The sequence below is a fragment of the Bradyrhizobium sp. USDA 4452 genome (genome assembly GCF_054063575.1).
This window is the reverse complement of record NZ_JBSSGK010000001.1, coordinates 7,696,280-7,722,557: the sequence shown is the minus strand read 5'-3', so window position 1 is coordinate 7,722,557 and position 26,278 is coordinate 7,696,280. Positions and strand designations below refer to the sequence as shown.

At 64.7% G+C, this 26,278-nt stretch carries 23 protein-coding genes, 1 pseudogene and 1 riboswitch; of the genes and pseudogenes, 12 read left to right on the top strand and 12 right to left on the bottom strand.

What is annotated here, in order from left to right; genetic code table 11:
- The first annotated feature begins 24 nt into the window (after nucleotides 1-24).
- Entirely contained in the window at nucleotides 25-795 is a 771-nt protein-coding gene (locus tag ACVISU_RS36355) for an SDR family NAD(P)-dependent oxidoreductase (RefSeq protein WP_456710176.1), read from the top strand.
- A gap of 181 nt (nucleotides 796-976) precedes the next feature.
- Here the strand turns inward: ACVISU_RS36355 and ACVISU_RS36350 are convergent, their stop codons facing one another.
- Nucleotides 977-2,176, bottom strand: a complete 1,200-nt coding sequence (locus ACVISU_RS36350; RefSeq protein WP_456710175.1) for a TrmJ/YjtD family RNA methyltransferase — start codon at nucleotides 2,174-2,176, stop codon at nucleotides 977-979.
- A 301-nt stretch (nucleotides 2,177-2,477) separates the two neighbouring features.
- Between ACVISU_RS36350 and ACVISU_RS36345 the strand changes: the two genes are divergently transcribed.
- From ACVISU_RS36345 to ACVISU_RS36335, 3 genes are all read left to right on the top strand, one after another.
- Nucleotides 2,478-4,205 (top strand): alpha/beta hydrolase family protein, encoded by a 1,728-nt coding sequence (locus tag ACVISU_RS36345; RefSeq protein WP_456710174.1) that lies wholly within the window; start codon nucleotides 2,478-2,480, stop codon nucleotides 4,203-4,205.
- A 126-nt stretch (nucleotides 4,206-4,331) separates the two neighbouring features.
- Nucleotides 4,332-5,546, top strand: a complete 1,215-nt coding sequence (locus tag ACVISU_RS36340) for an NADP-dependent isocitrate dehydrogenase (RefSeq protein ID WP_050402034.1) — start codon at nucleotides 4,332-4,334, stop codon at nucleotides 5,544-5,546.
- A gap of 36 nt (nucleotides 5,547-5,582) precedes the next feature.
- The gene (locus tag ACVISU_RS36335; RefSeq protein ID WP_456710173.1) at nucleotides 5,583-6,083 is read left to right on the top strand and encodes a DUF3455 domain-containing protein; all 501 of its coding nucleotides are present in this window, start codon (nucleotides 5,583-5,585) and stop codon (nucleotides 6,081-6,083) included.
- 94 nt (nucleotides 6,084-6,177) lie between these two features.
- Here the strand turns inward: ACVISU_RS36335 and ACVISU_RS36330 are convergent, their stop codons facing one another.
- Together ACVISU_RS36330 and alaS are read right to left on the bottom strand one after the other, a co-directional pair.
- Nucleotides 6,178-7,428, bottom strand: a complete 1,251-nt coding sequence (locus ACVISU_RS36330; RefSeq protein WP_050402036.1) for a cyclic nucleotide-gated ion channel — start codon at nucleotides 7,426-7,428, stop codon at nucleotides 6,178-6,180.
- An 11-nt stretch (nucleotides 7,429-7,439) separates the two neighbouring features.
- The gene (gene alaS, locus ACVISU_RS36325) at nucleotides 7,440-10,127 is read right to left on the bottom strand and encodes an alanine--tRNA ligase (RefSeq protein WP_456710172.1); all 2,688 of its coding nucleotides are present in this window, start codon (nucleotides 10,125-10,127) and stop codon (nucleotides 7,440-7,442) included.
- Nucleotides 10,128-10,330: 203 nt separating this feature from the next.
- Nucleotides 10,331-10,419, top strand: a riboswitch (glycine riboswitch).
- 142 nt (nucleotides 10,420-10,561) lie between these two features.
- Between alaS and gcvT the strand changes: the two genes are divergently transcribed.
- The 4 genes from gcvT (at nucleotide 10,562) to ACVISU_RS36305 (ending at nucleotide 15,599) form a co-directional block, all read left to right on the top strand.
- On the top strand, nucleotides 10,562-11,707 hold the full coding sequence (gene gcvT, locus ACVISU_RS36320; protein ID WP_456710171.1) for a glycine cleavage system aminomethyltransferase GcvT: 1,146 nt from the start codon (nucleotides 10,562-10,564) through the stop codon (nucleotides 11,705-11,707).
- A gap of 20 nt (nucleotides 11,708-11,727) precedes the next feature.
- Nucleotides 11,728-12,093 (top strand): glycine cleavage system protein GcvH, encoded by a 366-nt coding sequence (gcvH, locus tag ACVISU_RS36315; protein WP_050402038.1) that lies wholly within the window; start codon nucleotides 11,728-11,730, stop codon nucleotides 12,091-12,093.
- A gap of 22 nt (nucleotides 12,094-12,115) precedes the next feature.
- Nucleotides 12,116-14,989 carry an aminomethyl-transferring glycine dehydrogenase gene (gene gcvP, locus ACVISU_RS36310; RefSeq protein ID WP_456710170.1) on the top strand — a complete coding sequence of 958 codons (2,874 nt, stop codon included), beginning with the start codon at nucleotides 12,116-12,118 and terminating at the stop codon, nucleotides 14,987-14,989.
- A 172-nt stretch (nucleotides 14,990-15,161) separates the two neighbouring features.
- Nucleotides 15,162-15,599, top strand: a complete 438-nt coding sequence (locus ACVISU_RS36305) for an acyl-CoA thioesterase (protein WP_456710169.1) — start codon at nucleotides 15,162-15,164, stop codon at nucleotides 15,597-15,599.
- A 159-nt stretch (nucleotides 15,600-15,758) separates the two neighbouring features.
- Here ACVISU_RS36305 and recA read toward each other — a convergent pair whose 3' ends face one another.
- Complete coding sequence (recA, locus tag ACVISU_RS36300; RefSeq protein WP_050402041.1) at nucleotides 15,759-16,847, bottom strand: recombinase RecA; 1,089 nt, start codon at nucleotides 16,845-16,847, stop codon at nucleotides 15,759-15,761.
- Nucleotides 16,848-17,216: 369 nt separating this feature from the next.
- Complete coding sequence (locus tag ACVISU_RS36295; protein WP_456710168.1) at nucleotides 17,217-17,441, bottom strand: hypothetical protein; 225 nt, start codon at nucleotides 17,439-17,441, stop codon at nucleotides 17,217-17,219.
- Between the two features lie 1,418 nt (nucleotides 17,442-18,859).
- Here ACVISU_RS36295 and ACVISU_RS36290 point away from each other — a divergent pair.
- Nucleotides 18,860-19,066, top strand: coding sequence for a hypothetical protein (locus ACVISU_RS36290; RefSeq protein WP_456710167.1), 207 nt, complete (start codon nucleotides 18,860-18,862; stop codon nucleotides 19,064-19,066).
- 20 nt (nucleotides 19,067-19,086) lie between these two features.
- On the opposite strand, the gene ACVISU_RS36285 is transcribed toward ACVISU_RS36290, so the two are convergent.
- The 3 genes from ACVISU_RS36285 to ACVISU_RS36275 form a co-directional block, all read right to left on the bottom strand.
- The gene (locus tag ACVISU_RS36285) at nucleotides 19,087-19,317 is read right to left on the bottom strand and encodes a hypothetical protein (RefSeq protein WP_456710166.1); all 231 of its coding nucleotides are present in this window, start codon (nucleotides 19,315-19,317) and stop codon (nucleotides 19,087-19,089) included.
- Nucleotides 19,318-19,413: 96 nt separating this feature from the next.
- Nucleotides 19,414-19,716 (bottom strand): hypothetical protein, encoded by a 303-nt coding sequence (locus ACVISU_RS36280; protein WP_456710165.1) that lies wholly within the window; start codon nucleotides 19,714-19,716, stop codon nucleotides 19,414-19,416.
- 104 nt (nucleotides 19,717-19,820) lie between these two features.
- A complete protein-coding gene (locus ACVISU_RS36275; protein WP_456710164.1) occupies nucleotides 19,821-19,952 on the bottom strand; it encodes a peptidylprolyl isomerase in 132 nt (43 codons plus the stop codon).
- A 162-nt stretch (nucleotides 19,953-20,114) separates the two neighbouring features.
- On the opposite strand from ACVISU_RS36275, the pseudogene ACVISU_RS36270 reads away from it, so the two are divergent.
- Nucleotides 20,115-21,592, top strand: a pseudogene (locus ACVISU_RS36270) (amidase).
- 44 nt (nucleotides 21,593-21,636) lie between these two features.
- Complete coding sequence (locus ACVISU_RS36265) at nucleotides 21,637-22,098, top strand: PaaI family thioesterase (RefSeq protein ID WP_050402047.1); 462 nt, start codon at nucleotides 21,637-21,639, stop codon at nucleotides 22,096-22,098.
- Here ACVISU_RS36265 and ACVISU_RS36260 read toward each other — a convergent pair whose 3' ends face one another.
- From ACVISU_RS36260 to ACVISU_RS36245, 4 genes are all read right to left on the bottom strand, one after another.
- On the bottom strand, nucleotides 22,099-22,392 hold the full coding sequence (locus tag ACVISU_RS36260) for an HdeA/HdeB family chaperone (protein WP_050402066.1): 294 nt from the start codon (nucleotides 22,390-22,392) through the stop codon (nucleotides 22,099-22,101). It abuts the gene before it with no gap.
- Nucleotides 22,393-22,742: 350 nt separating this feature from the next.
- Nucleotides 22,743-23,273, bottom strand: coding sequence for a VOC family protein (locus ACVISU_RS36255; RefSeq protein ID WP_456710163.1), 531 nt, complete (start codon nucleotides 23,271-23,273; stop codon nucleotides 22,743-22,745).
- A 105-nt stretch (nucleotides 23,274-23,378) separates the two neighbouring features.
- Nucleotides 23,379-24,227, bottom strand: a complete 849-nt coding sequence (locus ACVISU_RS36250) for an alpha/beta fold hydrolase (RefSeq protein WP_050402048.1) — start codon at nucleotides 24,225-24,227, stop codon at nucleotides 23,379-23,381.
- A gap of 75 nt (nucleotides 24,228-24,302) precedes the next feature.
- Entirely contained in the window at nucleotides 24,303-25,202 is a 900-nt protein-coding gene (locus tag ACVISU_RS36245; RefSeq protein ID WP_456710162.1) for an NAD(P)-dependent oxidoreductase, read from the bottom strand.
- Between the two features lie 188 nt (nucleotides 25,203-25,390).
- Between ACVISU_RS36245 and ACVISU_RS36240 the strand changes: the two genes are divergently transcribed.
- Nucleotides 25,391-26,251: a LysR family transcriptional regulator gene (locus ACVISU_RS36240; protein ID WP_050402068.1), complete on the top strand. Its 861-nt coding sequence runs from the start codon at nucleotides 25,391-25,393 to the stop codon at nucleotides 26,249-26,251.
- The last annotated feature ends 27 nt before the right edge of the window (nucleotides 26,252-26,278 follow it).

Here is a 26,278-nt window from a genome sequence, read left to right as displayed (position 1 = left end):
AGCAAAGCGCGAGAGGAGTTTGTCATGGCAGGCATTCTGGACGGCAAGGCTGCATTGGTGACGGGCGGCGGCTCCGGCATCGGCCGGGCAACGGCGATTGCCATGGCGCGCGAAGGCGCGCGCGTCGCGGTGTCCGACCTGTCGAGGGACGGAATCGAGCAGACGGTCGCGCTCATCAACGCCGCAGGCGGCCAGTCGATCGCGATCCAAGGTGACGTCACCGACGAGACCGATGTCGCCAACATGGTGGCACGCACGGTATCTGCGTTCGGGCGGATCGATTGCGCGTTCAACAACGCGGGCGTTGCCGGGCGCTCCGTCGGACCGCCCGGCCAGCGCATCCATGAACTCACCCAGGCTTCGGTGGCGAAGATGTTCTCGGTCAATCTGATGGGCGTGTTCCTGTGCCTCAAATACGAGGTCGCACAGATGCTGAAGCAGGGCGGCGGCGGCGCGATCGTCAACACCGCCTCGATCGCCGGGCTGGTCGGACTAGCGACATCAGCCCACTATGTCGCGACCAAGCATGGTGTCGTCGGGCTGACCAAGTCTGCGGCGATCGAATATGCCCAGGACGGCATCCGCGTGAATTGCGTCAATCCCGGATACATCAAGACGCCGATGACCAAGGAGACGATGGACGAGCGTTACGACGAGATCATCGCCAAGGTGCCCGCACGCCGCCTTGGGGTCCCAGAGGAAATCGCGGAGGCGGTGGTCTGGATGTGCTCGGACAAGGCATCCTTCATGACGGGCGCATCGCAGGTGGTCGACGGCGGCTACAGCGCGGCCTGATTAACGAAGAGGGCCGTCGGGCAAATCGACGTCAAGTCCGAGTCGCATGTCGCGAGAGTGCGGCGTGTGACTCAAAGCTCGCGCTACGATGAGGGTGTCGTCCTGGCGAAAGCCGGGAAGACGTTTGGAGAGGTCGCGATCAATCTCGACGCCATCAGGCGATCAGCATAACGGCGAAAGCTCACCGCCCCTGCCGCAAACTCCCCTCCAGCCGCGCCAGTTCGACGTCGAGGTCGCGCTCGACATCGGCTACCTGCATGTCGATCACCCGATAGTCGCGCGCCTCGAGCCAGGCTCTGCGCTTGGCGCGGTCGATGCCGATGGCGTCGCTCTCGCCGGCATTGACCAGCTCGATCGCGAGCCGGTGCACGAAGGAGACGAAGTCGGGGATGTGGCGGCCGACCGGGGTCTGGCGCTTGAACTGGCCGGCGAAGCGGCGGTCCCGCGTCAGCGCCTGCCACAGGATCCGCTCGGCGTCGGTCGGATTGCGGCGGAGCAGCCGGGCGAGGCCGCGCACCGTGCTGGAGCTGTCGGCGGCGGCACCGCCCTGCCCCTGCTCGGCGAGCAGCGCCCGGAGCCGGGTTGCCTGGGCGCCGTCGAGCACGCCGCCCTTGGCCGGCCCCTTGCGCCCCTCGGCGATCGCCATCACGACTCCATGGAGCGTGTGCATGTCCTGCTTGGTCGGGTCCATCCGGGTGAAGATGTTGCGCAGGTTCACCAGCATGGTGTCGCGCTTCTCCGCCGGTCGCAGGAACTCGACCTTGTCGAGCTCGGCGACGAGGTTGTCGAAGAACGCCTGCATCTGGTGCTGGGAAGCCGGCTCGGACCGTTCGGGCATCGCGAACGGCAGCGCGCCCGCCGTCGAAAGCTTGAACCACTCATAGCCCATCAGCAGCACCGCCTGCGCCAGGTTGAGCGAGGCGAACCCCGGATTGACCGGGAAGGTGATGATGCGGTTGGCGAGCGCGACCTCCTCATTGGTCAGGCCGGAGCGCTCCCGTCCGAACAGGATGCCGGCCCCGCCGCCGGAGGCGACATGGCTGACGATCTCGTTCGCCGCGCCTTCCGGCCCGACCACCGGCTTGGCCTGGTCGTGGGCGCGCGCGGTGGTGGCGAACACCAGCGTGAGATCGGCGATCGCCTGCTCGACGGTGTCGAACAGTTCCACCGAACCAATGATGTGGTCGGCGCCGGCGGCGGCGCGCTGGGCGGCAATGTTCGGCCAGCCGTCACGCGGATTGACGATGCGCATTCGGGTCAGCGCGAAGTTGCCCATCGCGCGCGCGGCCATGCCGATGTTCTCGCCAAGCTGCGGCTCGACCAGGATGACGACGGGACCGGCAAGGTCGTGCCCTGCCTTGGTCTTGTCGGTGCCGGACATCTCAGTTCACTTTCTGATTCAACGTCTGGAGATTTTGAATCAGCTTCCGAAGCGGCTGATTCAAACTCTCATGCAGGACGGCGCAAGCAGCTTTGCACCGGTTTTGCGCGCGACCATTTCTCCAAGGAGATAACAGGGTTAGCCGCGTTTGCGAATCCTCAATCGGAGTCCCAGGCGCACTGCGCGAGGACTGCCGCTTGCGCGCGCTTGGCCTTCGGATAGGCTATCAACCACAACCAAAGCGAAGCTGTAAAGGCACGCTTGAGACGCCGGTTGAACGGCGAGACACCTTGGGGGGACAATGCGGGGCAGATGGACGCTGGCGATTGTGGGCGTGGTCTTGATCGTGGCGGGAGGCCTGCTCGCCTACCTCACGCAGACCGCGGGCGGCATCCGGATCGAGGATGTCAGGTTCAAGGGCGCCAAGGGCAACACCATGAGCGCCCTGCTCTACATCCCGCCGAACGCGACGCCGCAGATCCCGGCACCCGGCATCCTCGCCGTCCACGGCTATATCAATTCGCGCGAGACCCAGGACGGCTTCGCCATCGAGTTCGCGCGCCGCGGCTATGTGGTGCTGGCGCTCGACCAGACCGGCCACGGCTACAGCGACCCGCCCTCCTTCGCCAACGGCTTTGGCGGACCTGACGGGCTTGCCTATCTCCGCAGCCTGCCCTTCGTCGACAAGGAGAATATCGGGCTCGAGGGCCATTCGATGGGCGGCTGGACCGTGCTGGCAGCGGCCGCAGCCATGCCCAACGACTACAAGTCGATGGTCCTCGAAGGCTCCTCCACCGGCAAGCCATTCGCCGCCGAGGGCACCACGAGCTGGCCGCGCAACACCGCGCTGGTGTTCGCCCAGTACGAGGAGTTCTCCACGCTGATGTGGGGCGTCGACCTCGCCCGCGACGTCACCACGAGCCCAAAACTCTGGGCGCTGTTCGGCACGCAGGGCGCGGTCGAGCCGGGCAAGGTCTACGGCGATCCGGCCAATGGCACCGCGCGGGTGCTGTACACCCCGGCGATGACCCATCCGGCCGAGCACATCTCGCATGAGGCGATCGGCTACAGCCTCGACTGGTTCGCCAAGACATTGAAGGGCGGCACCCCGCGCCCGGCCAGCGACCAGATCTGGTTCCGCAAGGAGATCGGCACGCTCATCGCCCTCATCGGGTTCGTTGCGCTGGTGATCGGAACATTCGACGGGCTGCTGGAGGCATCGATGTTCTCCCGCCTGCGGCTGCCGGCGGTCGCCGACGGCACCATGCCGCCGCATCAGGCCGCGAGCGGGCGGCGCTGGACCACGGCATTCATCCTGTCCGCCTTCATCCCAGCGCTGACCTACTACCCCGCTTTTGCGCTGGGCGGCACCTTCGTCACCCCGAGCGCATTCCTGCCCCAGGGCATCACCAACCAGATCCTGGTCTGGGCCACCATCAACCTCTTGATCACGCTGGCCCTGATGCGGTTCGCTCCGAAGCGGGCCAGCCGGGCCGGCCTCGTCGGTCAATCCGTCGTGATCGCGCTGATCTCGGTTGCGGCGGGTTACGCCGCGCTCTGGCTCGCCGACCTCGCCTTCAAGATCGACTTCAGGTTCTGGATCGTCGCATTGAAGTTGATGAGCGCGAAGCAATTCCTCATCTTCCTGATCTATCTGATTCCGTTCACGGCGTTCTTCGTGGTGGCGCTGCACGTGCTGCACCGGAATTTCTCGACCATGGATGCGCCGCGCGGGGCGCTGTACCTCACCAACATCCTGGCGCTGACCTTCGGTTTCATCGTGTTGCTGGTGCTGCAATACGGCACGATGTGGCTGACCGGTAAGCTGTTCAACCCGCTCCCGGACCCCGGTTTCGTGCCGCTCTCGACCATCGTCGCGATCCAGTTCGTGCCGCTGCTCGCGATCGTGGCCGTGATTGCGACCTTCACCTGGCGGCGGACTGGATCGAGTCTGCCGGGGGCCCTGATCGCCGGCCTGTTCGTGACCTGGTATATCGTCGCGGGGACGGCCACTCAGGTCCCATTTTAGCTGAAAAGATGGGCTTAAAGTGCATAACCGGTCCGCTTCCGCCCGCGTCCGGGCGGTGCTATAGCGCAGGCGTATTTCACCATCCCGCGGTCAAAAGCGCGCTGTTCCCAAGAGGGCCTCTCCGTCATGGCAAAAATCAAGGTATCCAATCCCGTCGTCGAGCTCGATGGCGACGAGATGACCCGGATCATCTGGCAGTACATCAAGGACAAGCTGATCAACCCGTTCCTGGATGTCGAACTGCTGTATTTCGATCTCGGCATGGAATACCGCGATGCGACCAATGACCAGGTGACCATCGACGCCGCCAACGCGATCAAGAAGGTCGGCGTCGGCGTCAAATGCGCCACCATCACCCCGGACGAGGCCCGGGTGAAGGAGTTCGGCCTCAAGGAAATGTGGAAGTCGCCGAACGGCACCATCCGCAACATCCTCGGCGGCTGCATCTTCCGCGAGCCCATCATCTGCAAGAACGTGCCGCGCCTGGTTCCCGGCTGGACCAAGCCGATCATCATCGGCCGCCACGCCTTCGGCGACCAGTACCGCGCCACCGACATCAAGTTCCCCGGCAAGGGCGTGCTGACGCTGAAATTCGTCGGCGAGGACGGCACCGTCATCGAGAAGGAAGTGTTCAAGACGACCGGTCCGGGCGTTGCGATGGAAATGTACAATCTCGACGACTCCATCGTCGATTTCGCCCGTGCCTCGTTCAACTACGGCCTGATGCGCAACTACCCGGTCTATCTGTCGACCAAGAACACGATCCTGAAGGTCTATGACGGCCGCTTCAAGGACATCTTCCAGGAGGTGTTCGACCGCGAGTTCAAGAAGGAATTCGACGCCAAGGGCCTGACCTACGAGCACCGCCTGATCGACGACATGGTGGCCTCGGCGCTGAAGTGGTCCGGCGGCTATGTCTGGGCCTGCAAGAACTATGACGGCGACGTGCAGTCCGACACCGTGGCCCAGGGTTACGGCTCGCTCGGCCTGATGACCTCGGTGCTGCTCACCCCGGACGGCAAGACGGTCGAAGCCGAAGCCGCCCACGGCACGGTGACCCGCCACTACCGCGAGCACCAGAAGGGCAAGGAGACTTCGACCAATTCGATCGCGTCGATCTTCGCCTGGACGCGTGGCCTCGCCCACCGCGCCAAGCTCGACAACAATCCGGAGCTCGCCAAGTTCGCGACCACGCTGGAGAAGGTCTGCGTTTCGACCGTCGAAGAGGGCTACATGACCAAGGACCTCGCGCTCCTGGTCGGCGCCGACCAGCGCTGGCTCTCGACCACCGGATTCCTCGACAAGGTCGCCGACAATCTCGGGAAGGCGATGGCGGCCTGAGGCCGCCGTAGCCGGACAACAGGTGCGAGCGTGATCATGGCCCTTGTCAAAGCCGTTGCGTTCGCATCGTTCCTGCTCACCGGGTCGGCGGCACTCGCTGCCGATCCCCTGCCCGAGCCGATTGCGGCGCCCGACGAGACTGCGGTCCTCACCACCCATGCCGAGGGCGTCCAGGTCTACGAGTGCAAGCCGGTCACCGAGGGCAAGCTCGCCTGGTCGTTCCGCGAGCCGGTCGCCACCCTGATCGCCGATGGCCGCACGGTCGGCCGGCATTATGCGGGGCCGAACTGGGAACATGTCGATGGCAGCGCCGTGACCGCCCGCAATGCCGGCAGCGCGCCCGGCGCGACGCCAAACGACATTCCCTGGCTGAAGCTCGAGGTGATCTCCCACCGCGGCAATGGCCTCTTCTCCAGCGTCGCCACTGTGCAGCGGATCAACACCTCCGGCGGCGAGCTGAGCGGCGCCTGCGACAAGGCCGGCGCATTGAAGGGCGCAGCGTATTCGGCGGACTACGTGTTCCTGCGCCGCGACTAGGCGATGAGATTGGGTTGAATCGTCATCGCGCTTTAGCTTCTTGTTTGAGCGTGATCTTTTCGGAAAACCGCTTCACACTTTTCCGGACCATGCTCTAATCGCGGATACCGCCGTCAGTCTCGTGCGGCGCTTGGGCGATTTCACCGGCGGCAAGGTCGCCACCGGCCGCGAGCGGATCGGCAAGCCGCGCCTCGGCGGTCTCCCGGACATGCGCGGCAAGCGCCGGCATCCGCTCGATCAGGGCATGGAAGTCCTGCGCATCGAGCAGCAAAAGCTTGGTCTTGCGCATCGCCGTCACCGTGCCGGATCGGCTGGTCCGGCGCAGCAGCGCGATCTCGCCGAAGAACGTGCCGTCGGCAAGCCGCACCCGCTGGCTTGGCAGGTCGATCTCGACCTCACCGGCGGTGATGAAATACATCGATGACGCCGCATCGCCGCGCCGCACCAGGATCTCGCCGGCCTCGATGGTCTGCGACCGCAACAGCCGCATGATATCGGCGATCTCGGCCGCGCCAAGATGCGAGAACAGCGGCACCCGCGCCAGCATGCCCCAGGTCACCACGAAGTCGCGCCGCCGCACCTCGTCGGCGAACGCGGTCGAGATGATCGCGACCGGCAGCGCGATCATCGCAAAGCCGACCACGATCGCGACCACGGTGACGATGCGGCCGAGCAACGTCACCGGGACGACGTCACCGTACCCGACGGTGCCGAGCGTCACGATCGCCCACCACATTGCCTGCGGCATGGTGCCGAACTTGTCCGGCTGCACCTTGTGCTCGATGGCATAGAGCAACGACGCGAACAGCAACACCGCGCCGGTCAGGATCACGACGCAGCCGAACAGCGTGCGCCGCTCGGCATGCATCGCCGCCAGCAGCGAGCGCATCGCGGTCGAATAGCGTACCAGCTTCAGGAACGGCAGCATGCCGAACAGCACCAGCGCGGTCTTGTCGCCGACCGCAAGCGCGATCGCCGACGGCAGGAAGGCGAGCAGGTCGATCACGCCGAGCGCCGAGCAGGCGTATTCCAGCCGCGCCTGCGACGGCGTCATGTCGCGCAGCGAGCGGCCGACCACGCTCCAGAGCCGCGCCGCGTATTCCAGTGCGAAGGCGATCACGGCGGCGATCTCGATCGCCGTGAACAACCACCAGAACTGGGCATCGATCTCCGGCACCGATGCCAGGATCGCCGCCAGCACATCGACGGTGATGATCGCGATAACGAGCCGGACGAAGCGCGAGCCGACCGAATATGGCAGGTGGTCCTGCTCGAGCAGCTCGTAGAGACGCTCGCGCAACCCGGGATCGCTGATCGTGGGCCTCCCGGGAGCCGTCGCCACGATCAGCCTCTCCGTCAGGCGCCAGCCGATGCCTGAGTCATGGCCTGCTCGATCGCCGACAGCGCCGCGTCGGCCTTGGCGCCGTCGGGGCCGCCGGCCTGCGCCATGTCGGGCCGGCCGCCGCCGCCCTTGCCGCCGAGCACCTCCGAGCCCTTGCGCACCAGCTCGACCGCGTTGAAGCGCGAGGTGAGATCGGCGGTAACGCCGACCACGATGCCGGCCTTGCCGTCCTCGGTGACGCCGACGATCGCGACCACGCCGGAGCCGATCTGCTTCTTGCCGTCGTCGACCAGGTTCTTCAGGTCCTTGGTCTCGACACCCTCGACCGCGCGCGCGAGCAGCTTGACGTTGCCGACCTCGCGCACGCCGGAGGCCGCACCGTTCGACGACGCTCCGCCACCGCCCATCGCGAGCTTCTTCCTGGCATCCGACAGGTCACGCTCGAGCTTCTTGCGCTCCTCCATCAGCGCGGCGATGCGCGCCGGGACGTCCTCGATCGTGGTGCGCAGCTCGGCCGCCGCGGTCTTCGCCAGCATCATGGTGTCATTGGCGTGCTTGCGCGCGTGATTGCCGGTCAGCGCCTCGATGCGGCGAACGCCGGAGGCGACCGCGCTCTCGCTGGTCACCGAAATCAGGCCGATGTCGCCGGTGCGGCGGACATGGGTGCCGCCGCAGAGCTCGACCGACCAGCCGAGCGCGTTCTGGCCGTGCTCGCGGGCGCTCTTGCCCATCGAGACGACGCGAACCTCGTCGCCATATTTCTCGCCGAACAGCGCGCGCGCACCGGCCTCGCGGGCGTCGTCGACCCCCATGATGCGGGTCGTGACGTCGTCATTCTCGAGCACGACATCGTTGGCGATGTCCTCGACCCGGGCGAGCTCTTCCGGGGTGATCGGCTTCGGATGCACGAAATCGAAACGCAGGCGATCGGGCGCGACCAGCGAGCCGCGCTGCGCGATATGGTCGCCGAGCACCTGGCGCAGCGCCTCGTGCAGCAGATGCGTCGCCGAGTGGTTGGCGCGGATCGCCGACCGGCGCGCGTGGTCGACCTCGAGCTGCAGCGCGGTGCCGACGCTCAAGGTGCCCTGCTCCACGGTGCCGACATGCACGAACAGGTCGCCGGCCTTCTTCTGCATGTCGGTGACGCGGAACTTGACGCCCTCGCCGGTGAGGATGCCCACGTCGCCGACCTGGCCGCCGGACTCCGCATAGAACGGCGTCTGGTTCAGCACGATCGCGCCGCTCTCGCCGGCCTTGAGGCCGCCGACCTCGGCACCGTCCTTGACCAGCGCCGTCACCACGCCTTCGGCGCTCTCGGTCTCGTAGCCCAAAAACTCCGTCGCGCCGAGCTTCTCGCGCAGCGGGAACCAGATGGTCTCGGTGGCCGCTTCGCCGGAGCCCGCCCAGGAGGCACGCGCCTTCTCGCGCTGGCGGTTCATCGCGTCGGTGAACGCGGCCTGGTCGACGCTGATGCCGCGCGACTTCAACGCGTCCTGGGTCAGGTCCAGCGGGAAGCCATAGGTGTCGTACAGCGTGAAGGCGGTGTCGCCGTCGAACATGTCGCCCTTCTTGAGGCCGGCGCTCTTCTCGTCGAGGATCGACAGGCCCCGCACCAGCGTCTTGCGGAAGCGGGTCTCCTCCAGCTGCAGCGTCTCCTCGATCAACTTCTCCGCGCGCACCAGGTCCGGATAGGCCTGCCCCATCTCGCGGACCAGCGCCCAGACCAAGCGATGCATCAGCGGCTCGCTCGCGCCCAGCAGCTGGGCGTGGCGCATCGCGCGGCGCATGATCCGGCGCAACACATAGCCGCGGCCCTCGTTCGACGGCAGCACGCCGTCGGCGATCAGGAACGCCGAGGAGCGCAGGTGATCGGCGATCACCCGGTACGATGCCACGTTCTGCGCGTTCGGCCCATGGCCGAGCGCCGATGAAGCCGCATCGATCAGATGGCGGAACAGATCGGTCTCGAACACGCTCTCGACACCCTGCAGGATGCAGGCCATGCGCTCGAGGCCCATGCCGGTGTCGATCGAGGGACGCGGCAGCGCCACGCGCTCCTCCTTCGTCACCTGCTCGTACTGCATGAACACCAGATTCCAGAACTCGAGGAAGCGATCGCCGTCCTCCTCCGGGCTGCCGGGAGGTCCGCCCCAGATGTGCTCGCCGCGGTCGATGAATATCTCGGAGCACGGACCGCACGGGCCGGTATCGCCCATCGCCCAGAAATTGTCCGAGGTCGGGATGCGGATGATGCGGTCGTCCGAGAAGCCGGCGATCTTCTTCCAGTAGCCGGCCGCCTCGTCGTCGGTGTGGTAGACGGTGACGAGCAGCTTGTCCTTCTTCAGCCCGAAATCCTTGGTGATCAGGTTCCAGGCGAGCTCGATCGCGCGCTCCTTGAAGTAGTCGCCGAACGAGAAATTGCCGAGCATCTCGAAGAAGGTGAGATGGCGCGCGGTGTAGCCGACATTGTCGAGGTCGTTATGCTTGCCGCCGGCGCGGACGCATTTCTGCGACGTCGTGGCGCGCTGATAGCTGCGCTTCTCGACGCCGGTGAAGACGTTCTTGAACTGCACCATGCCGGCATTGGTGAACATCAGGGTCGGGTCGTTGCGCGGCACCAGCGGCGACGAGGCCACGATCTCGTGGCCGTTCTCCTTGAAGAAGTTCAGAAATGTCGACCTGATGTCGTTGACGCTGCTCATGTTCATCCAATCGGAAAAAGGGGCCGGCCAGCCGCAAAAAGGCGTCATTTTCCGGCCGAACGCTTTTAGACATTGCCAGCTGCGGTGTCCAGAAACTGTGCAGGCGGATCATGGGGTTGCCGCGGCAGCACAAAGCCCATTGGATAGTTGTTGCAGCTGCGTTGACAGTCTTGGCGGCGCCGTGTTTTCTACCTACCTGTTACCCCGTCACGTCGGGAGAGACCGGCCTTGCCGCCGGCGCCGAAGGAGCAACCGCCCCGGAAACTCTCAGGCAAAAGGACCGCGTGACGTCTGACATCTGGAAAGAGGCGCTGGGGTTCTCCCCGATTGCGTCCGCCGACGGGATAATACTCTCAGGCACAGCGACAGATGGGGCTTTCTGCAGGTTTCTCAAGGGGAAATGGGTCCCCGGCGGGAACTGCGAGGGCCCTGTGATGCTTGCGCACGAAACTTCCCCGCTGAAGCAGACCCCGCTGCACGCGCTGCATCTGGCGCGCGGCGCCAAGATGGTGCCGTTCGCCGGCTACGACATGCCGGTGCAATACACGGCCGGCGTGCTCAAGGAGCACCTGCACACCCGCAAGGAAGCCGGCCTGTTCGACGTGTCCCACATGGGACAGCTCGTGCTGAGGGCCAAGTCCGGCAAGGTCGGCGACGCCGCGCTCGCGCTGGAAAAACTGGTGCCGCAGGACATCGTCGGCATCGCGCCGGGACGGCAGCGCTACGCGCAATTCACCAACAATGACGGCGGCCTGCTCGACGATTTGATGGTGGCGAATTTCGGCGACCGCCTCTTCCTGGTGGTCAACGCCGCATGCAAGGAAGAGGACGAGGCGCATCTGCGCGCGCATCTCTCCGACACCTGCGAGATCGTGTCGCTGGCCGACCGCGCGCTGATCGCGCTGCAGGGGCCGAAAGCCGAATCGGCGCTCGCGAAACTTTGCCCGGATGTCGGTTCGATGAAATTCATGGACGCCGGCCCCCGCCTTGTCGCCGGCATCGACTGCTTCGTCTCGCGCTCAGGCTACACCGGCGAGGACGGTTTTGAGATTTCCGTGCCCGCCGACAAGGCGGAAGCCCTGGCCACCGCGCTGCTGGACAATCCCGACGTGCTGCCGATCGGGCTCGGCGCGCGCGACAGCCTGCGGCTCGAGGCCGGGCTTTGCCTCTACGGCCACGACATCGACACCACGACGACCCCGGTCGAAGGCGCGCTGGAATGGTCGGTACAGAAGGTTCGCCGCAGCGGCGGCGCCCGCGCCGGCGGTTTTCCGGGCGCCGACAAGATTCTCGCACAATTTGCACAAGGCGCTGCCCGCCGCCGCGTCGGGTTGAAGCCCGACGGCCGCGCGCCGGTGCGGGAAGGCGCCATGCTGTTCGCCGATCCGGCCTCGACCGAGCCGATCGGCAAGGTGACCTCGGGCGGCTTCGGCCCGAGCCTCAATGCGCCGGTTGCGATGGGTTATCTGCCGACATCGCTCTCCGCGCTCGACACCACGGTTTTCGCCGAAGTGCGCGGCCAGCGGCTGCCGCTCAAGGTCACCGCCACGCCCTTCGTCCCCAACACCTACAAACGCTAAACGCTGAAGGATCGATCCCCATGACGACGCTGTACACGTCCGACCACGAATGGCTCCGCATCGAGGGCGACGTCGCCACGATCGGGATCACCGATTACGCGCAGTCGCAGCTCGGCGACGTCGTGTTCGTCGAACTGCCCAAGGTCGGCCGCAGCCTGAAGAAGGCCGAGGCCGCCGCGGTCGTCGAATCCGTCAAGGCCGCCTCCGACGTCTACGCGCCGATCACCGGCGAAGTGATCGAGGTCAACGAGGCGCTGACGGCCGATCCCGCGCTGGTCAATTCGGATGCCGGCGGCAAGGCCTGGTTCTTCAAGCTGAAGATTGCCGACAAGGGCGAACTCGGCGGCCTGATGGACGAGGCCGCCTACGCCGCGCACACCGCCTGAGGATCATCCCAAGGATTTCGCCATGAACGCGCCCTTCAAGCCGATCAACGAACCCGCCACCGATTTCGTCCGCCGCCACATCGGACCCTCACCGCGCGACGTCAACGCGATGCTGGAAACGGTCGGCGCCGCGAGCCTGCAGGCGCTGATGAACGAGACGCTGCCGGCGTCGATCCTCCAGAAGGCGCCGCTCGAGCTCGGCCGCGCGCTGAGCGAGACCGAGGCGCTCGCGCATATGGGCGAGCTCGCCGCGCAGAACCAGGTGTTCACCTCGCTGATCGGCCAGGGCTATTCCGGCACCATCCTGCCCGCGGTGATCCAGCGCAACATCCTGGAGAACCCGGCCTGGTACACCGCCTATACGCCGTATCAGCCGGAGATCAGCCAGGGCCGGCTCGAAGCCCTGTTCAACTTCCAGACCATGATCTGCGATCTCACCGGGCTCGACGTCGCCAACGCCTCGCTGCTCGACGAGGCGACCGCGGCCGCAGAGGCAATGGCGCTCGCCGAGCGCCATTCGCAGGTAAAGGCGAAGGTGTTCTTCGTCGACAAGGAGGTGCATCCGCAGACGCTCGCGGTGATGCGCACGCGCGCCGCGCCGCTCGGCTGGGCGCTGGTCGTCGGCGATCCCCTGACCGAGCTCGACAAGGCCGATGTGCTCGGCGCGCTGCTGCAATATCCCGGCACCACGGGCGCGGTGCGCGACCTCCGGCCGGCGATCGCAGCGCTGCGCGCCAAGGGTGCGCTGGCGATCGTCGCTGCGGACCTGCTGTCGCTGGCCCTGCTGACCTCGCCCGGCGAGCTCGGCGCCGACATCGCAATCGGCTCGGCGCAGCGATTCGGCGTGCCGATGGGTTATGGTGGACCACATGCCGCCTACATGGCGGTGCGTGACACGCTGAAGCGCTCGCTGCCCGGCCGCATCGTCGGCCTCTCGGTGGATTCGCGCGGTGCACCGGCCTATCGCCTGGCGCTGCAGACCCGCGAGCAACATATCCGTCGTGAAAAGGCGACCTCCAACATCTGCACCGCGCAGGTGCTGCTCGCCGTAATCGCTTCGATGTATGCTGTCTATCACGGCCCCGAAGGCCTGATCCACATCGCACGCGGCGTGCATCGCCGCGCCACCGTGCTCGCCGCCGGCCTGCGCAAGCTCGGCTTTGCGCCGACCAGCGAAGCGTTCTTCGACACCGTGACGGTCGAGGCCGGCGCCAAGCTGATCGAGATCGTCACCCGCGCGCAGGCGGAGCGGATCAATCTGCGTATCGGGGCGACCACGCTCGGCATCGCGCTCGACGAGACCACCACGCCGGAGACCGTCGAGGCGGTGTGGCGCGTGTTCGGCGGCAAGCTCAGCTTTGCCGAGATCGAGGCGGCGGCGCGCGAGGCGCTGCCGAAGGAGCTGCGGCGCACCAGCGCCTTCCTCACCCACCCGGTTTTCAACACCCACCGCTCGGAGACCGAGCTGCTGCGCTACATGCGCAAGCTCTCGGATCGCGACCTCGCGCTCGACCGCGCGATGATCCCGCTCGGCTCCTGCACGATGAAGCTCAACGCCACCACCGAGATGATCCCGCTGACCTGGCCGGCGTTCGGCAATCTGCATCCGTTCGCGCCGGCGGATCAGGCCAAGGGTTATCACGCGCTGTTCAAGCGGCTCGAGCAGTGGCTGTGCGACATCACCGGCTATGACGCGGTCTCGCTGCAGCCGAACTCCGGCGCGCAGGGCGAATATGCCGGGCTGCTTGCGATCCGCGGCTACCATCTCGCCCGCGGCGAGCCGCACCGCAAGGTCTGCCTGATCCCCTCCTCCGCGCACGGCACCAACCCGGCCTCGGCCGCGATGGTCGGCATGGACGTCGTGGTTGTCGCCTGCGATGCGCGCGGCGACGTCGACGTCAACGATCTCCGTGCCAAGGCGGAGAAGCATTCGGCCAACCTCGCCGCCGTGATGATCACCTACCCGTCGACCCACGGCGTGTTCGAGGAGCACATCCGCGAGATCTGCGACATCGTGCATGCGCATGGCGGACAGGTCTATCTCGACGGCGCCAACATGAATGCGCAGGTCGGGCTGTCGCGGCCCGGCGATTACGGTGCCGATGTCAGCCATCTCAACCTGCACAAGACGTTCTGCATCCCGCACGGCGGCGGCGGCCCCGGCATGGGACCGATCGGCGTGAAGGCGCATCTTGCGCCTTATCTACCCGGCCATCCCGCAACCGACGGCGCGACGGCGCACGCCATCGGCCCGGTCTCGGCCGCGCCGTTCGGCTCGGCGTCGATCCTGACCATCTCCTACATCTACATCCTGATGATGGGCGGCGAAGGCCTGACGCGCGCCACCGAGATCGCGATCCTCAATGCGAACTACATCGCCGCACGGCTGCAGCCGCACTTCCCGGTGCTGTATCGCAACGAGCGCGGCCGCGTCGCGCATGAATGCATCGTCGACCCGCGGGCGCTGAAGACGACCAGCGGCGTCACCGTGGACGACATCGCCAAGCGACTGATCGACTACGGCTTCCATGCGCCGACCATGAGCTTCCCGGTGGCGGGCACGCTGATGATCGAACCGACGGAATCCGAATCGAAATTCGAGATCGACCGCTTCTGCGATGCCATGATCGCGATCCGCGGCGAGATCGCGGAGGTCGAGAACGGCCGCTGGACCATCGAAGCCTCGCCGCTGCGCCACGCGCCGCACACCGTCCACGACATCGCCGACGACGCCTGGAACCGGGCCTACACCCGCGCCGAGGGCTGCTTCCCTGCGGGCGTGTCGCGCTCCGACAAATACTGGAGCCCGGTCGGCCGCGTCGACAACGTCTATGGCGATCGCAATCTGGTGTGCTCGTGCCCGCCGATCGAGGATTATGCGCAGGCGGCGGAATAGCGCGGGCGACGATCAAGGTTGGTGTAGGATGGGTGGAGCCAACGGGTCCGCGCAAAGCGCGGCCCGATGATAAACTCCGCGAAGCCCATCACTGCACATCACGTCATAAGAGACTGCAATCGACAGCCACTGATCGCGCGACAAACAGAGGCTGCCTGCGGCAGGAGGAAACATGCGCGAGGAATTCTGGTTCCACTTCCCGTTTCGCGTCCGCTATTCCGAGGTCGACGCACAGGCCGTGGTGTTCAACGCGCACTACCTGACCTATTTCGACACCGCGATAACAGAGTATTTCCGCGCGCTCGGCTACGACTATCTCGGCGAGGTGGCGCGGACCGGCATCGACTTTCACACCGTGAAGTCGGTCGTCGAATACAAGGCGCCGATCCGGTTCGATGAGGACATCGAGGTCTGCGTCCGCGTCGCCAGGATCGGCCGCTCCTCGATCGTGCTTGCGCTCGCGATCTTCGCCAAGGGCTCCGAGGACCTGCGCGCCACCGGCGAGATCATCTGGGTCGCGACCGACCAGAAGACGCATCAATCGGTCGCCGTGACGGAAGACTTGCGCGCGCTGGTCGCGAACCGGGAAAAGGCGCTGGCGCGCGGGTAAGCGCCAGATATCGGTTTCAACGCCGCGCAAAACCAAACAGGCGCCGAAGACGTCGGCAACTCAACGTCCTCAGCGCCCGCTTGCAGCGAAATGATTTGATCGCTTGAGCATGATCTTTCCGGAAAATTGCTTCGCTCTTTTCCGGATCATGCCTCAGGCTTACTCGTCGGCGGGCTCTTCGCCCTCGGCGTCGCGCTCGGGCGTACCGGCGAGGATCTGCTCGGAGATCAGGCCGGAGTTTTGCCGGATCGCCGCCTCGATCTTGGCGGTGATGTCGGGATTCGCCTTCAGGAACGCCTTCGAATTCTCGCGCCCCTGGCCGAGCCGCTGGCTGTCATAGGAGAACCAGGCGCCGGACTTCTCGACGATGCCGGCCTTGACGCCGAGGTCGAGGATCTCGCCCATCTTGGAGACGCCCTCGCCGTACATGATGTCGAACTCGACCTGCTTGAAGGGCGGCGCCAGCTTGTTCTTCACCACCTTGACGCGGGTGGTGTTGCCGACCACCTCGTCGCGCTCCTTGATCGCGCCGATGCGGCGGATGTCGAGGCGGACCGAGGCATAGAATTTCAGCGCGTTGCCGCCGGTGGTGGTCTCCGGCGAGCCGTACATCACGCCGATCTTCATGCGGATCTGGTTGATGAAGATCACCATGGTGTGGGACTTGTTGATCGAGGCGGTGAGCTTGCGCAGCGCCTGGCTCATGAGGCGTGCCTGCAGGCCCGGCAGCGCATCGCCCATCTCGCCCTCGAGTTCGGCCTTCGGCACCAGCGCCGCGACCGAATCGACCACCAGCACGTCGACCGCACCGGAGCGCACCAGCGTGTCGCAAATCTCCAACGCCTGCTCGCCGGTGTCGGGCTGCGAGATCAGGAGCTCGTCGATGTTGACGCCGAGCTTGCGCGCATAAACCGGGTCGAGCGCATGTTCGGCGTCGATGAAGGCGCAGATGCCGCCCTTCTTCTGGCCTTCCGCCACGGTGTGCAGCGCCAACGTGGTCTTGCCCGACGATTCCGGCCCGTAGATCTCGACGACACGCCCCTTCGGCAGGCCGCCGACGCCGAGCGCAATGTCGAGCCCCAGCGACCCCGAGGACACCGTCTCGACATCCATCGAACGGTCGTTCTTGCCGAGCTTCATCACCGAGCCCTTGCCGAACTGGCGCTCGATCTGGGAGAGCGCGGCTGAGAGGGCCTTGGACTTGTCCATGGAGGATCCTTCGACGATACGCAGTGCAGTAGCGGACATTTGGGATGTGCTCCTTATGGCGGGGATTCGCTAGCGGGAAAAACGGGAGATGAGGCTCGGGCGGAACGCGTTGTTGATGGGAGTCTCGTACCACGTTTGTTCTACGTTCGCAATATGTTCTTTCTGATGGGTCGGTGCTGTCCGTATTTGACCCCGCGTGTCCTAATTCGAATCTGAGAGTGTCCTAAATCGCTTAGCTGGATGTTCTTGGCGTTCTCAGTAGGACTACCGAGCCCTATGCACGCCTCTGGGCATAACGGTTTTCTATAGGGCGGCAAACTCGTTCCCTACGTGGTTCTCCTTAAGGGAAGACCCGGTGGTCTCCGTGGGTGAACGCAGTTCCTCGGGAACGAATCTGCCGCCGTGCTATTAGGCACACATCACCGCCCATCCGTGGCCGTCACCGGTGACTGAGAGACCATTGCGCTCCCGCCCGCGAAACGTGGAGAGCGCGCCTTGTGCGAGAGATGTGTCGAACTGGATGGGATCAGCAACCACTACCGGACGCTTGCCAGAAACATCACCGATCAGCAGACGCTGGACGCCATCAAGAAGCTCATTGAGCATCACGAAAATCGGAAGGGTCAACTGCACCCCGAGCCGCCGGGGAGCCCGGTTTGACGAAGCGCAGCCAGGAAAAACAGCAATGGGAGATGAGCGCGTTCCCGTGCCCGTATTGCTCGCGAAGCATGAAGCTCATGGGTAAAGAGCGTGCTGATCCGGGATCGCGCGGCTATCTGTTGACCTTTCAATGTGATTGCGGACAAATCTTCGCGGCTAGGAGCGATCAGTAAGGCCGCCTCAGTTGGCGGCCTCTTCATTTCATGAATTCTGGTTCGTCTTTGGCCGCTGCGTCTTGAGGACGCTTGTCTTCCTTCTTGTCGTCGTCCTTCACCTTGAAGCTGCGGTTCGGGTACCACTCCCTAAGGCCCCAAGTTCCGCCCCCAACGCGCACCACATCGCCGACTCAGCCATACGCCGCGTCAAACGGACCCAATGGTATTGGCGGGCTCTTTCGAATTCATATGAAGGCCGCCCGTTTTGAACATGGCAGCAAACTCCGGATTCTGAAGTGGGGTTCGCTTGGACGTCAGAAGGGCTTTTGCCGCATCTACGATAGAACAAAGCAACTCTGAACTGAGAAGAAACGGCCCCTGCGAAGGGGCCGCTTAGTGGAAATGAGAGGGCCGCGTCACGCGAACGGCCCGCCGGGTAAATCTGAAAATCATCCGAATTGAAAACCTGCCCCGGCTCCAAAATCCTAGTTCTCCTCGCGCTCGCAACAATTCCGGAAGGATACGGAGTGGCCTAAAGCATGATCCGGAAAAGTGCGAAGCGATTTTCCGGAGGTGACCCCAGCGCGCTGAAGCGCCGAGGCGGCGCGGTCCGGATTGATCGCCGTGATAGCCAATTTGGGACATGTCCTGTCGCACAGATTGTATAGGCTTCCGGCTACAGGATTTTGCACACCTTCCTGGGGCTAGGGCCGGCGCCGTCCGCAAGCATTTCAAGCGGGCGGCGTTGCGCTGTCAGGCATCGGTCCGAACGAAACCCGCGGATCCGAACGCGCCGACGGGAGCCATTGTCGAAGCATTTGGGCTGCGGCGCAGTGCGATCCGTAGTTCTCCGGGGCAGAACAAAGTTCCGCGAGCAGGGCTCGGCGTTCGTCTCGACTGCATGAGATAATCAATGAGTTACAGAAGGATTTGGCGGAGCCGGTGGCACAATCTGCATACTACCTTGGTACCCCTCCTGACGCCCAAAAAAACTACGTAGCGTTCACGAGAAGACTCGGGTTCCGGCAGTGTTCGTAACACTCCCTTCTCCGGCCGACGCACCGATTGCGCATCCCGAGGCAAGGCGACGCCGCCGGCGAACGGATCCACTTCGGGATTCACAACGACGTCCGAACGGGCGCGACGATTCACTCTATCGTTTGACGGGTGTCAATTATTGCTACAACTTCTGATTTAGATATCGACGACCGCCATTCATTCGCGGAACCGTTCCAGATGATCCACAAGGGCGTCGAATTCACCGTCACTCAGCTCATGCCCGGCGTCTGGAAATGGCGTTTCCAGATCGGCGATCGGGTCTTCACGGGCAAGACCGAAGCAAAACTCGACCTGCTGGCGATCCGCCGCGTACAGCTGCGGATCGACCGCGAGCTGAACAATCTCGGGCTCGGACGCAGCCACGGACACCGCGATCAGGATTGAGGCGGTCCGTCCGGCAAGCCTCAGTCCGCGCTTGCCAGCCGCCGCATCGTGAACTCGATGTCGCCGCCGGGCAATTCGCGCCAGCTTTCGACGGCGCTCATATAGGCCGCCTTCGGGTAGCGTTTGAGATAGTCGCGGGCCCGCAGCCGGGCCTGATCGCGCGGCAGGCTGAAAGTCTCGCGCAGATAGCCGTCATCCGGCTTGCGCCGTGCGGCCATCCGGCTGGCGAGATCGCGCGGACGAAACACCATTGCCGCAACTCCAGACCTACTGACGCCCTCAATATAGGGGCGACGGCTTGAGAATCCGAGTCTGCGGGAAACCGGTGAAGCTCGCCCCGGTGGGGCTTACTGGCTGCGCTGCGCCGGGGTTCCGGGCTGGGCGGAGCTTCCGGTCCTGGTCTTCGGCTTGGCCGGGTGGGCCGCCGCCTTCGGCGCATCGCTGCGCACCGCGCCCCAGGGATCGGCCGCCCCCTTGGCATCCGGAATCTTGCTCAGCGAGTCCTTGTAGGCCCGGTCGGTGACCGCGTCCTGATCCTTCTCTTCCTGGGTCTTGGTCTTGACCTCAGGCATCAGATTGACGTTCGGCATCTGCGCATAGGCCGGCGCCGACAGCAGCACCGCAACCGCAACTGCGCCCAAAACTCTCATAAGAAACGCTCCCTGCATTTTCGCCAGCGGTATATCACCGCAAGAAAGCCGACGCCAAGCCTGGCCATGACAAGCGTGGCCATGACAAGCGTATCTGCCCTGCCCTAGAGATTGTCTGACTTGCAGGATTTCGGCGACTGCATCCAGTCGTCCCAGATCGGACCGCATCGCGTGCAGCTGCCGAGCGCAAGCCCGATCGCGATCACGCCGCTCAGCAATACCAACTTGCGGAACATGGACGCCCCACCACTGACGAGGGGCGATTGGGCGCCAGAACTGGGGCATTTTCAAGCCGGGCATGGCGCTTGCAGCGCAGCGCGCGAGCCAGCGCCCGCGCGATGGTTTGACCGGACCGCCCCCCAAACTACACTGCGCAACAAAGCAGAAAAGGAATCGAAATGACTTTGGCGATGAGCTGGGACGAATGGACGCGGCATGACGGGACGGCGCTTGCCGAGCGCGTCCGGAATGGCGAGCTGACGCCGCGGGAGCTCGCATCGCAGGCTGCCGCCGCCGCCGCCAAGGTCGATCCGGCGCTCTCCGGCGTGGTCGAGCTGTTCGACGACGTGATCGCCGATCCCGCGCGCGACGGCGCCGATCTCAACGGGCCGTTCGCCGGCCTGCCCTTCCTGATGAAGGATCTCGGCCCGACGCTGAAGGGCCGCCTGCAGGAGATGGGCTCGCTGATGATGCGCGGCAACCGCGCCGCGGCCGACACCTTCCTGACGACGAAGCTGCGCAAGGCCGGTCTCAATCTGATCGGCCGCACCACCACGCCGGAGTTCGGGGTCTGCAGCTCGGCCGAGAACCCCGCGGTCTATGTCACGCGCAATCCCTGGAACACCGACTATACCACCTGCGGCTCGTCGGCCGGCAGCGCGGCGATGGTTGCCGCCGGCACCGTGCCGATCGCGCATGCGACCGACGGCGGCGGCTCGATCCGGATTCCCGCCGGGGTCAACGGCAATATCGGGCTGAAAGTGTCGCGCGGCGTGTTCTCGCTCGCGCCGCATCTGTCCGATCTCACCGGCCTCGTCTCGATCCAGGGCTGCCAGTCGCGTTCGGTGCGCGACACCGCCGCCTTCGTCGATGCCTGCCGTGGCCCCGCACCCGGCGAGTTCATGCCGTTCTGGACGCCGGCCGAGCCCTATACGGCGATGATCGCGCGCGATCCCGGCCGGCTCAGAATCGCGCTGTCGCACACATGGGGCGACTATCGCGCGACGCCGCACATCGCAGCCGAGCTCGAACGGGTCGGCCGCTTCCTCGAAAGCCTCGGCCATCAGGTCGACTACGCCCTGCCGTCGATCGACTACACGGAAGCCTTCACGGCGCAGACCACCTGCTACATCAGCAATTTCGCCGTCGTGATCGGCAACATGCTCGCGCGGCACGCGGACTGACGCGGCCGCCGGCGGACCTGATCGAGCCGATCAACATCCGCATCTGGGAGCATGGCCGCGACTTCAGCTTCGCCGACCGCGCCCGCATGCAGGCCGTGTTCAACACGACGGCGCGCGGCTTCGGCGCCTTCTTCGAGGATTGGGATATCATCCTGACGCCGATCACGGCGCTGCCGACGCCGAAGATCGGCACCAGGGAATATCTCACCATCAGCGACAATCCGTCGGTGCTGGACTGGTTCGGCAACCTCTGGCGCAACTTCGCCTTCACGCCGCTTGCCAATCTCTGCGGCATCCCGGCGATCTCGCTGCCGCTCGCGACCAACGAGCACGGCCTGCCGCTCGGCATCCAGGCGATCGGCAAGCAGGCCGATGACGGCCTCCTGCTGCAGCTCGCCGCCCAGATCGAACGGGCGATCGACGGCAAGTGGAATGACGGCAAGCGGCCGGCCGTGCATGTCACGCGCAACTAGGCGATAGACGACAAACAAGCCATCAGGGAAGGAAGCGGAACGCCATGCAGCAGGCCGGTGAATTCGGGATCGACGACGCCAAACGCGTGCTCGGCGACGTCTTTGCGCCGTGGGTGCAGGACCTCAATCTGTCGATCGAGCAGTTCGACATCGCGCCGCCCGCGGGCGGCAATGCGGACTGGCAGCCCGGCGCCATCCTGCGCATGCCGTTTTCCGAACGCTTGTGCCGCAATGGCGGCATCGTCTGCGGCCAGGCACTGATGGCGTTCGCCGACACCGCGATGGTGCTGGCCAATCTTGCGGCCAACAAGGGCTATCGTCCGATGACGACGGTCGACCAGACCACCCACTTCATGCGCGCGGTGACCGCCTCCGACGTGCTGGCCGACGCGCGCGTGGTCCGGCTCGGCCGCACCATGAGCTTCGGCCGCGTCACGCTCTCCTCTGCCACCGACAACAAGCCGGTGGCGATGGTGTCGAGCGCGTTCGCGATGCTGCCGGGATAACTACTTGCCGAGCACCGCCTCGGCGGCGTTGACGATGCTGATGGTCGGGTTCTTTCCGCAATAGGTGCCGAACTTCTTGGCGTTCTCGACGAACACGTCGGTGTCGATGATCGCCTCGTCGGAATCGCCCTTGTACCAGCCGTCCATCCAGACCAGCACCATCTTGATGGTGTCGTCGCCGCCTTCGACGAACTGCTTGCAGGTCATGGTCGAGAGATCGAGCACGGTGGCCTTGGCCGGCGCGGACGATAGCGCGAGCGCTGTGGCAAGCATGATCGAGGCAGTGACCTTCATCGCAATCTCCATGGACAATGATCTGAAATCAACGGGTCGCCGGAAGTTCGGCGCGTCCGCTCGCGACCTCGTAAGCGAAGCGTCGCGGCGAACGCAAGCGTGACATCGCGCGCGGTTATCCGCACGTCGTTTCGGTGCACGGATTGAGAATTCGCGTTTCTGATTTGTGATGGCGCCGCGCCAAGACGCGATGAGATCAGGGACAGGCGCTGACGAAGGTCAGGCTCAACCGGATGAGCTGACCGCCGGCGCGGTAGATCCGCCACGACAGCCGTCGTGGCTGCGCACTCGTCGAACCTTCCGCAGCTGCGGCATCGCCGCGCATCACTGATGCGGGTCTCGCGCCCTGCTCAGCCCGCGTCCTGCCACCTGCGCAGATCCGTCTGGTCATGATAGGCCATGCGGTCCGGCGTGGTGATGAATTCCATCGTCGTGCCCCACGGCATGCGGCAGTAGCAGACCTTGTTTCCAGGACCTTTCTCGGTTGCATAGGGAATTGCGCGCGGCGCGGTGAATGCTGTGCCTCCCGCCTTCTCGAAGCGCTCGACCGATGCGTCGATGTCGTCCGTGTAGAGAGCGAAGTGGGTGATGCCGAAGTCGCTTGCCCGGATCGGATTGGCTTGCTCGGGACCGTGCATCTCGAAGAGCTCGATATCGGGTCCGGTTCCGATCTTGACCATCGCCTGCGCACGCACGACCGTTCCGGGAAAAGCCCCGACGGCCCGCTCGAATTCGGGCCCCTGCCGCGGCGGATCCTGCGGTCCGAAGGACTGGTAGATCACCTGGCCGCCGAAAGCTTCTATCATGAACGATTTTGCGGCTTCGATGTCGGGCACGGTGATGCCGATATGATTGACGCCGCGAATGACGGGTGCGGTCATGACAGTCTCCTTTGCTGTTTATTCGATCCGTCGCGATCGCTGCGGGGGCAATTCGCCCACCGCATCGCGATCCGCCCGGCCCATGACGGTGCTGGGCGCTGAATTTCAACTGGCCTTGACGAACTCGATCAGGGCGGATGCGACTTCATCCGGCCGCTCGTCCGCGACATAGTGGCTGCACCGCGCGATCGAGCCGCCCCTCACATTGGTGGCGAACTCCTTGAGCATCGGCACCATCTGCGCACCGAAGCGCTGGTCCCCACCCAGGCCGAGCACAGGTATCTCAAGCGGTTGCTTCTTGTACTCGAGCGCGGCTGCATGGTCGGCGGCGAACGCACGATACCATTCCATGCCGCCACGCGTGCGTCCGGGAAGCGCCATCGCCTTGGCGTAGATCTCGATGTCCGCCGGATTGAAGGTGCTGTGATCGTAGAACCGCTCTGCCATGAAGGTCGAAACATAGTCATATTCACGGCCATGAATCAGGCGCTCGGGCAGATCCCGGTTCATATGGAAGCCGAAGTGCCAGAGCTTTGCGGTCGTCGCCTCCCATCCGGTCCAGCCGGGAAGCGGAACGTCGAGGACGGCCAGGTGGGTAACAGCCTTCCGATAGATGGCGGCCTGCGGCAACGCCACCATTCCGCCAATGTCATGGCCGCACACGGCGTAGCGTTCATGTCCAAGGGCAACCATGACCTCGTGCGCGTCGCGCGCCATCGTGGCCTTGTCATAGCCGTCAAGCGGGCAGTCGGAAAAGCCCGCGCCGCGCAGATCCATGGCCACCACGCTGAAATGCTCGGCGAGCAGCGGCATCACATGGTGCCATTCCCACCATGTTTCCGGCCAACCGTGAAGCAGAAGGATCGGCAGGCCCGAGCCCCCCGTGACGGCGTTGATCTTGATGCCATTCACCGGCACCAGCTGCTGGGTAAACCCCTTCAAAGTTGCGATCATGATCGCTTTCCGGTCAGATGTTGACGTTCAAACGGAGCTCGTGGCCCACGCTCAAGGCTGTGATGAGCCAGGTTTTCAGTATTTCCTCTCCGCGTTGTTTTCAGACGACGCGACACTATCGCCGCCACGAACCGTCATATCGGCCATGATCGACCAGTCCTTCTCCCCGAGGCCCGCCGAGACAGCTTTGCTGAGCCCCTCGCGGACAGCTTCAAGCATCGGGAGCGTGCGTCCGATCTCGTTGCTGGCCTCAGTCGCAAGGCGCATGTCCTTGAGAGCGAGCTTGGCTTTGAAACCCGGTTCGAATGATCGTTCCGTGATCTGCGCGCTGTAGCTCTCATAGGCGCGGCCCGAGAACAGGGTGCCCAGGATGAGCTTAAAGAAATCCGCACGGTCGAGGCCGGCACTCTCGGTCAGCACGACACCCTCGGCCATCGCCTCGATAGCCATCGCGATCATCATGTTGCAGGCGAGCTTTGCCGCGTTCGCCCGAGCGGGGTTCTCCCCTAACTTCCAGACCTTTTTGCCGAGGGGGGCAAGCAGCGGCTCGATCGCGGCAATTGCATCGGCCTTCCCGGCCGCCAGGATGTTGAGCTGGCCACTCGCCGCGACGTTCGGTCGACCGAGGACCGGTGCGGACACATAGCCAAGGCCCGCCTCTTCGTGCAGGAGCTGCAGTTCGCGCGCGAAAGCGACGGAGATCGTCGATGTGACGACATGGGTCAGCCCTGGTCGCGCGCTTGCCAGCAAGCCGGCGTCAAGGACCACCTCCCGAATGGCCGAGTCGTCGGACAGCATCGTGAAGACTGCGTCAGCCTCGAATGCATCCGCCGCAAGCTTGACCAGCGTTACCCCGCGGACGCTTTCCTGGGCGACCTTGCTCCGGTTCCAGGCCCGCACGTCATGGCCGGCCTTCACCAGGTTCAGGGCCATTGCTGAGCCCATACTGCCGAGACCGATAAATCCGATCTGCATGTTCTATCTCCTGCCGCCGCGTTCTGCCGCCGCTCTGGGAAATCTCTCTGCTCCCTCCGGACCAGCTTCCCTTGGGTTGCACAGCCAAGGCCACCCACGATGGCGATGGCGGGAAACTAGGTGCTTAGATTTGTTCTTTAACTGACATAACTGTACTCTCGACGTTCAGTTTTGTGTGGATGGCCGCGATGGAATGGAGCGACGTCAGGATCTTTCTTGCTATTGCGCGATCCGGCACGCTCGGCGGCGCCGCGCGCGCTCTTCAGACAAGCCATCCGACCGTCGGCAGGCGCCTTCGCGCACTTGAGCAGGCGATCGGTCACACGCTCTTCCAGCGCACAGCGGACGGTCTTGTTCTGACCGAAGAGGGCCACGGGATCATCGCGCTGGCCGAGCAAATGGAAGAAGGCGCGCTGGCCATGGAGCGCCGGCTTGCGGGGCGGGAGCAGAATCTCAAAGGCAGTCTGCGCATTTCGTCAGCGGACTGGTTTGGGGCCTATGTTCTTCCTCCTATCCTGGCGGATTTCTCGAAAGCCTACCCCAATGTCGACGTCGAGATCCTGACCGGCACGCGCCGGGTCAGCCTTGCCCAACGAGAGGCCGACATCGCTTTTCGGATCGTTCCGTTCGACACTGCCGATGTCGTTCAGCGGCGGCTCTTCAGGCTCGAATACGGCGTCTACATCGCCGAGGAGGCGGCCGATCCCAAATATGGCGATGGGATCGGTTTCCGGCTTATCACCCATGACACATCCACGGGCCATTTCCCTGACATCGCGTGGCTCATCGAGAGTTTCCCCAACGCCAGACCGGTCCTTCGATCGAACAACCGCAACGTCCAGGGACGCATGTGCAGGCAAGGCGTCGGCATCGCTGTCCTGCCCCGCGTAGTCGGCAATCAGATCCCGGGTATCCGCAGGCTGGAACTGCCAAGGCCGCCGCCAGCGCGAGACATTTGGATGGGATACCACCGGGACCTAAGGCGTCTTGAGCGTCTACGCGCGTTCATCTCTACGGTATCGGACCATCTCATGAACGCGACCGCATGATGCGCGGCCCGGGCGCATAGGGGCCGG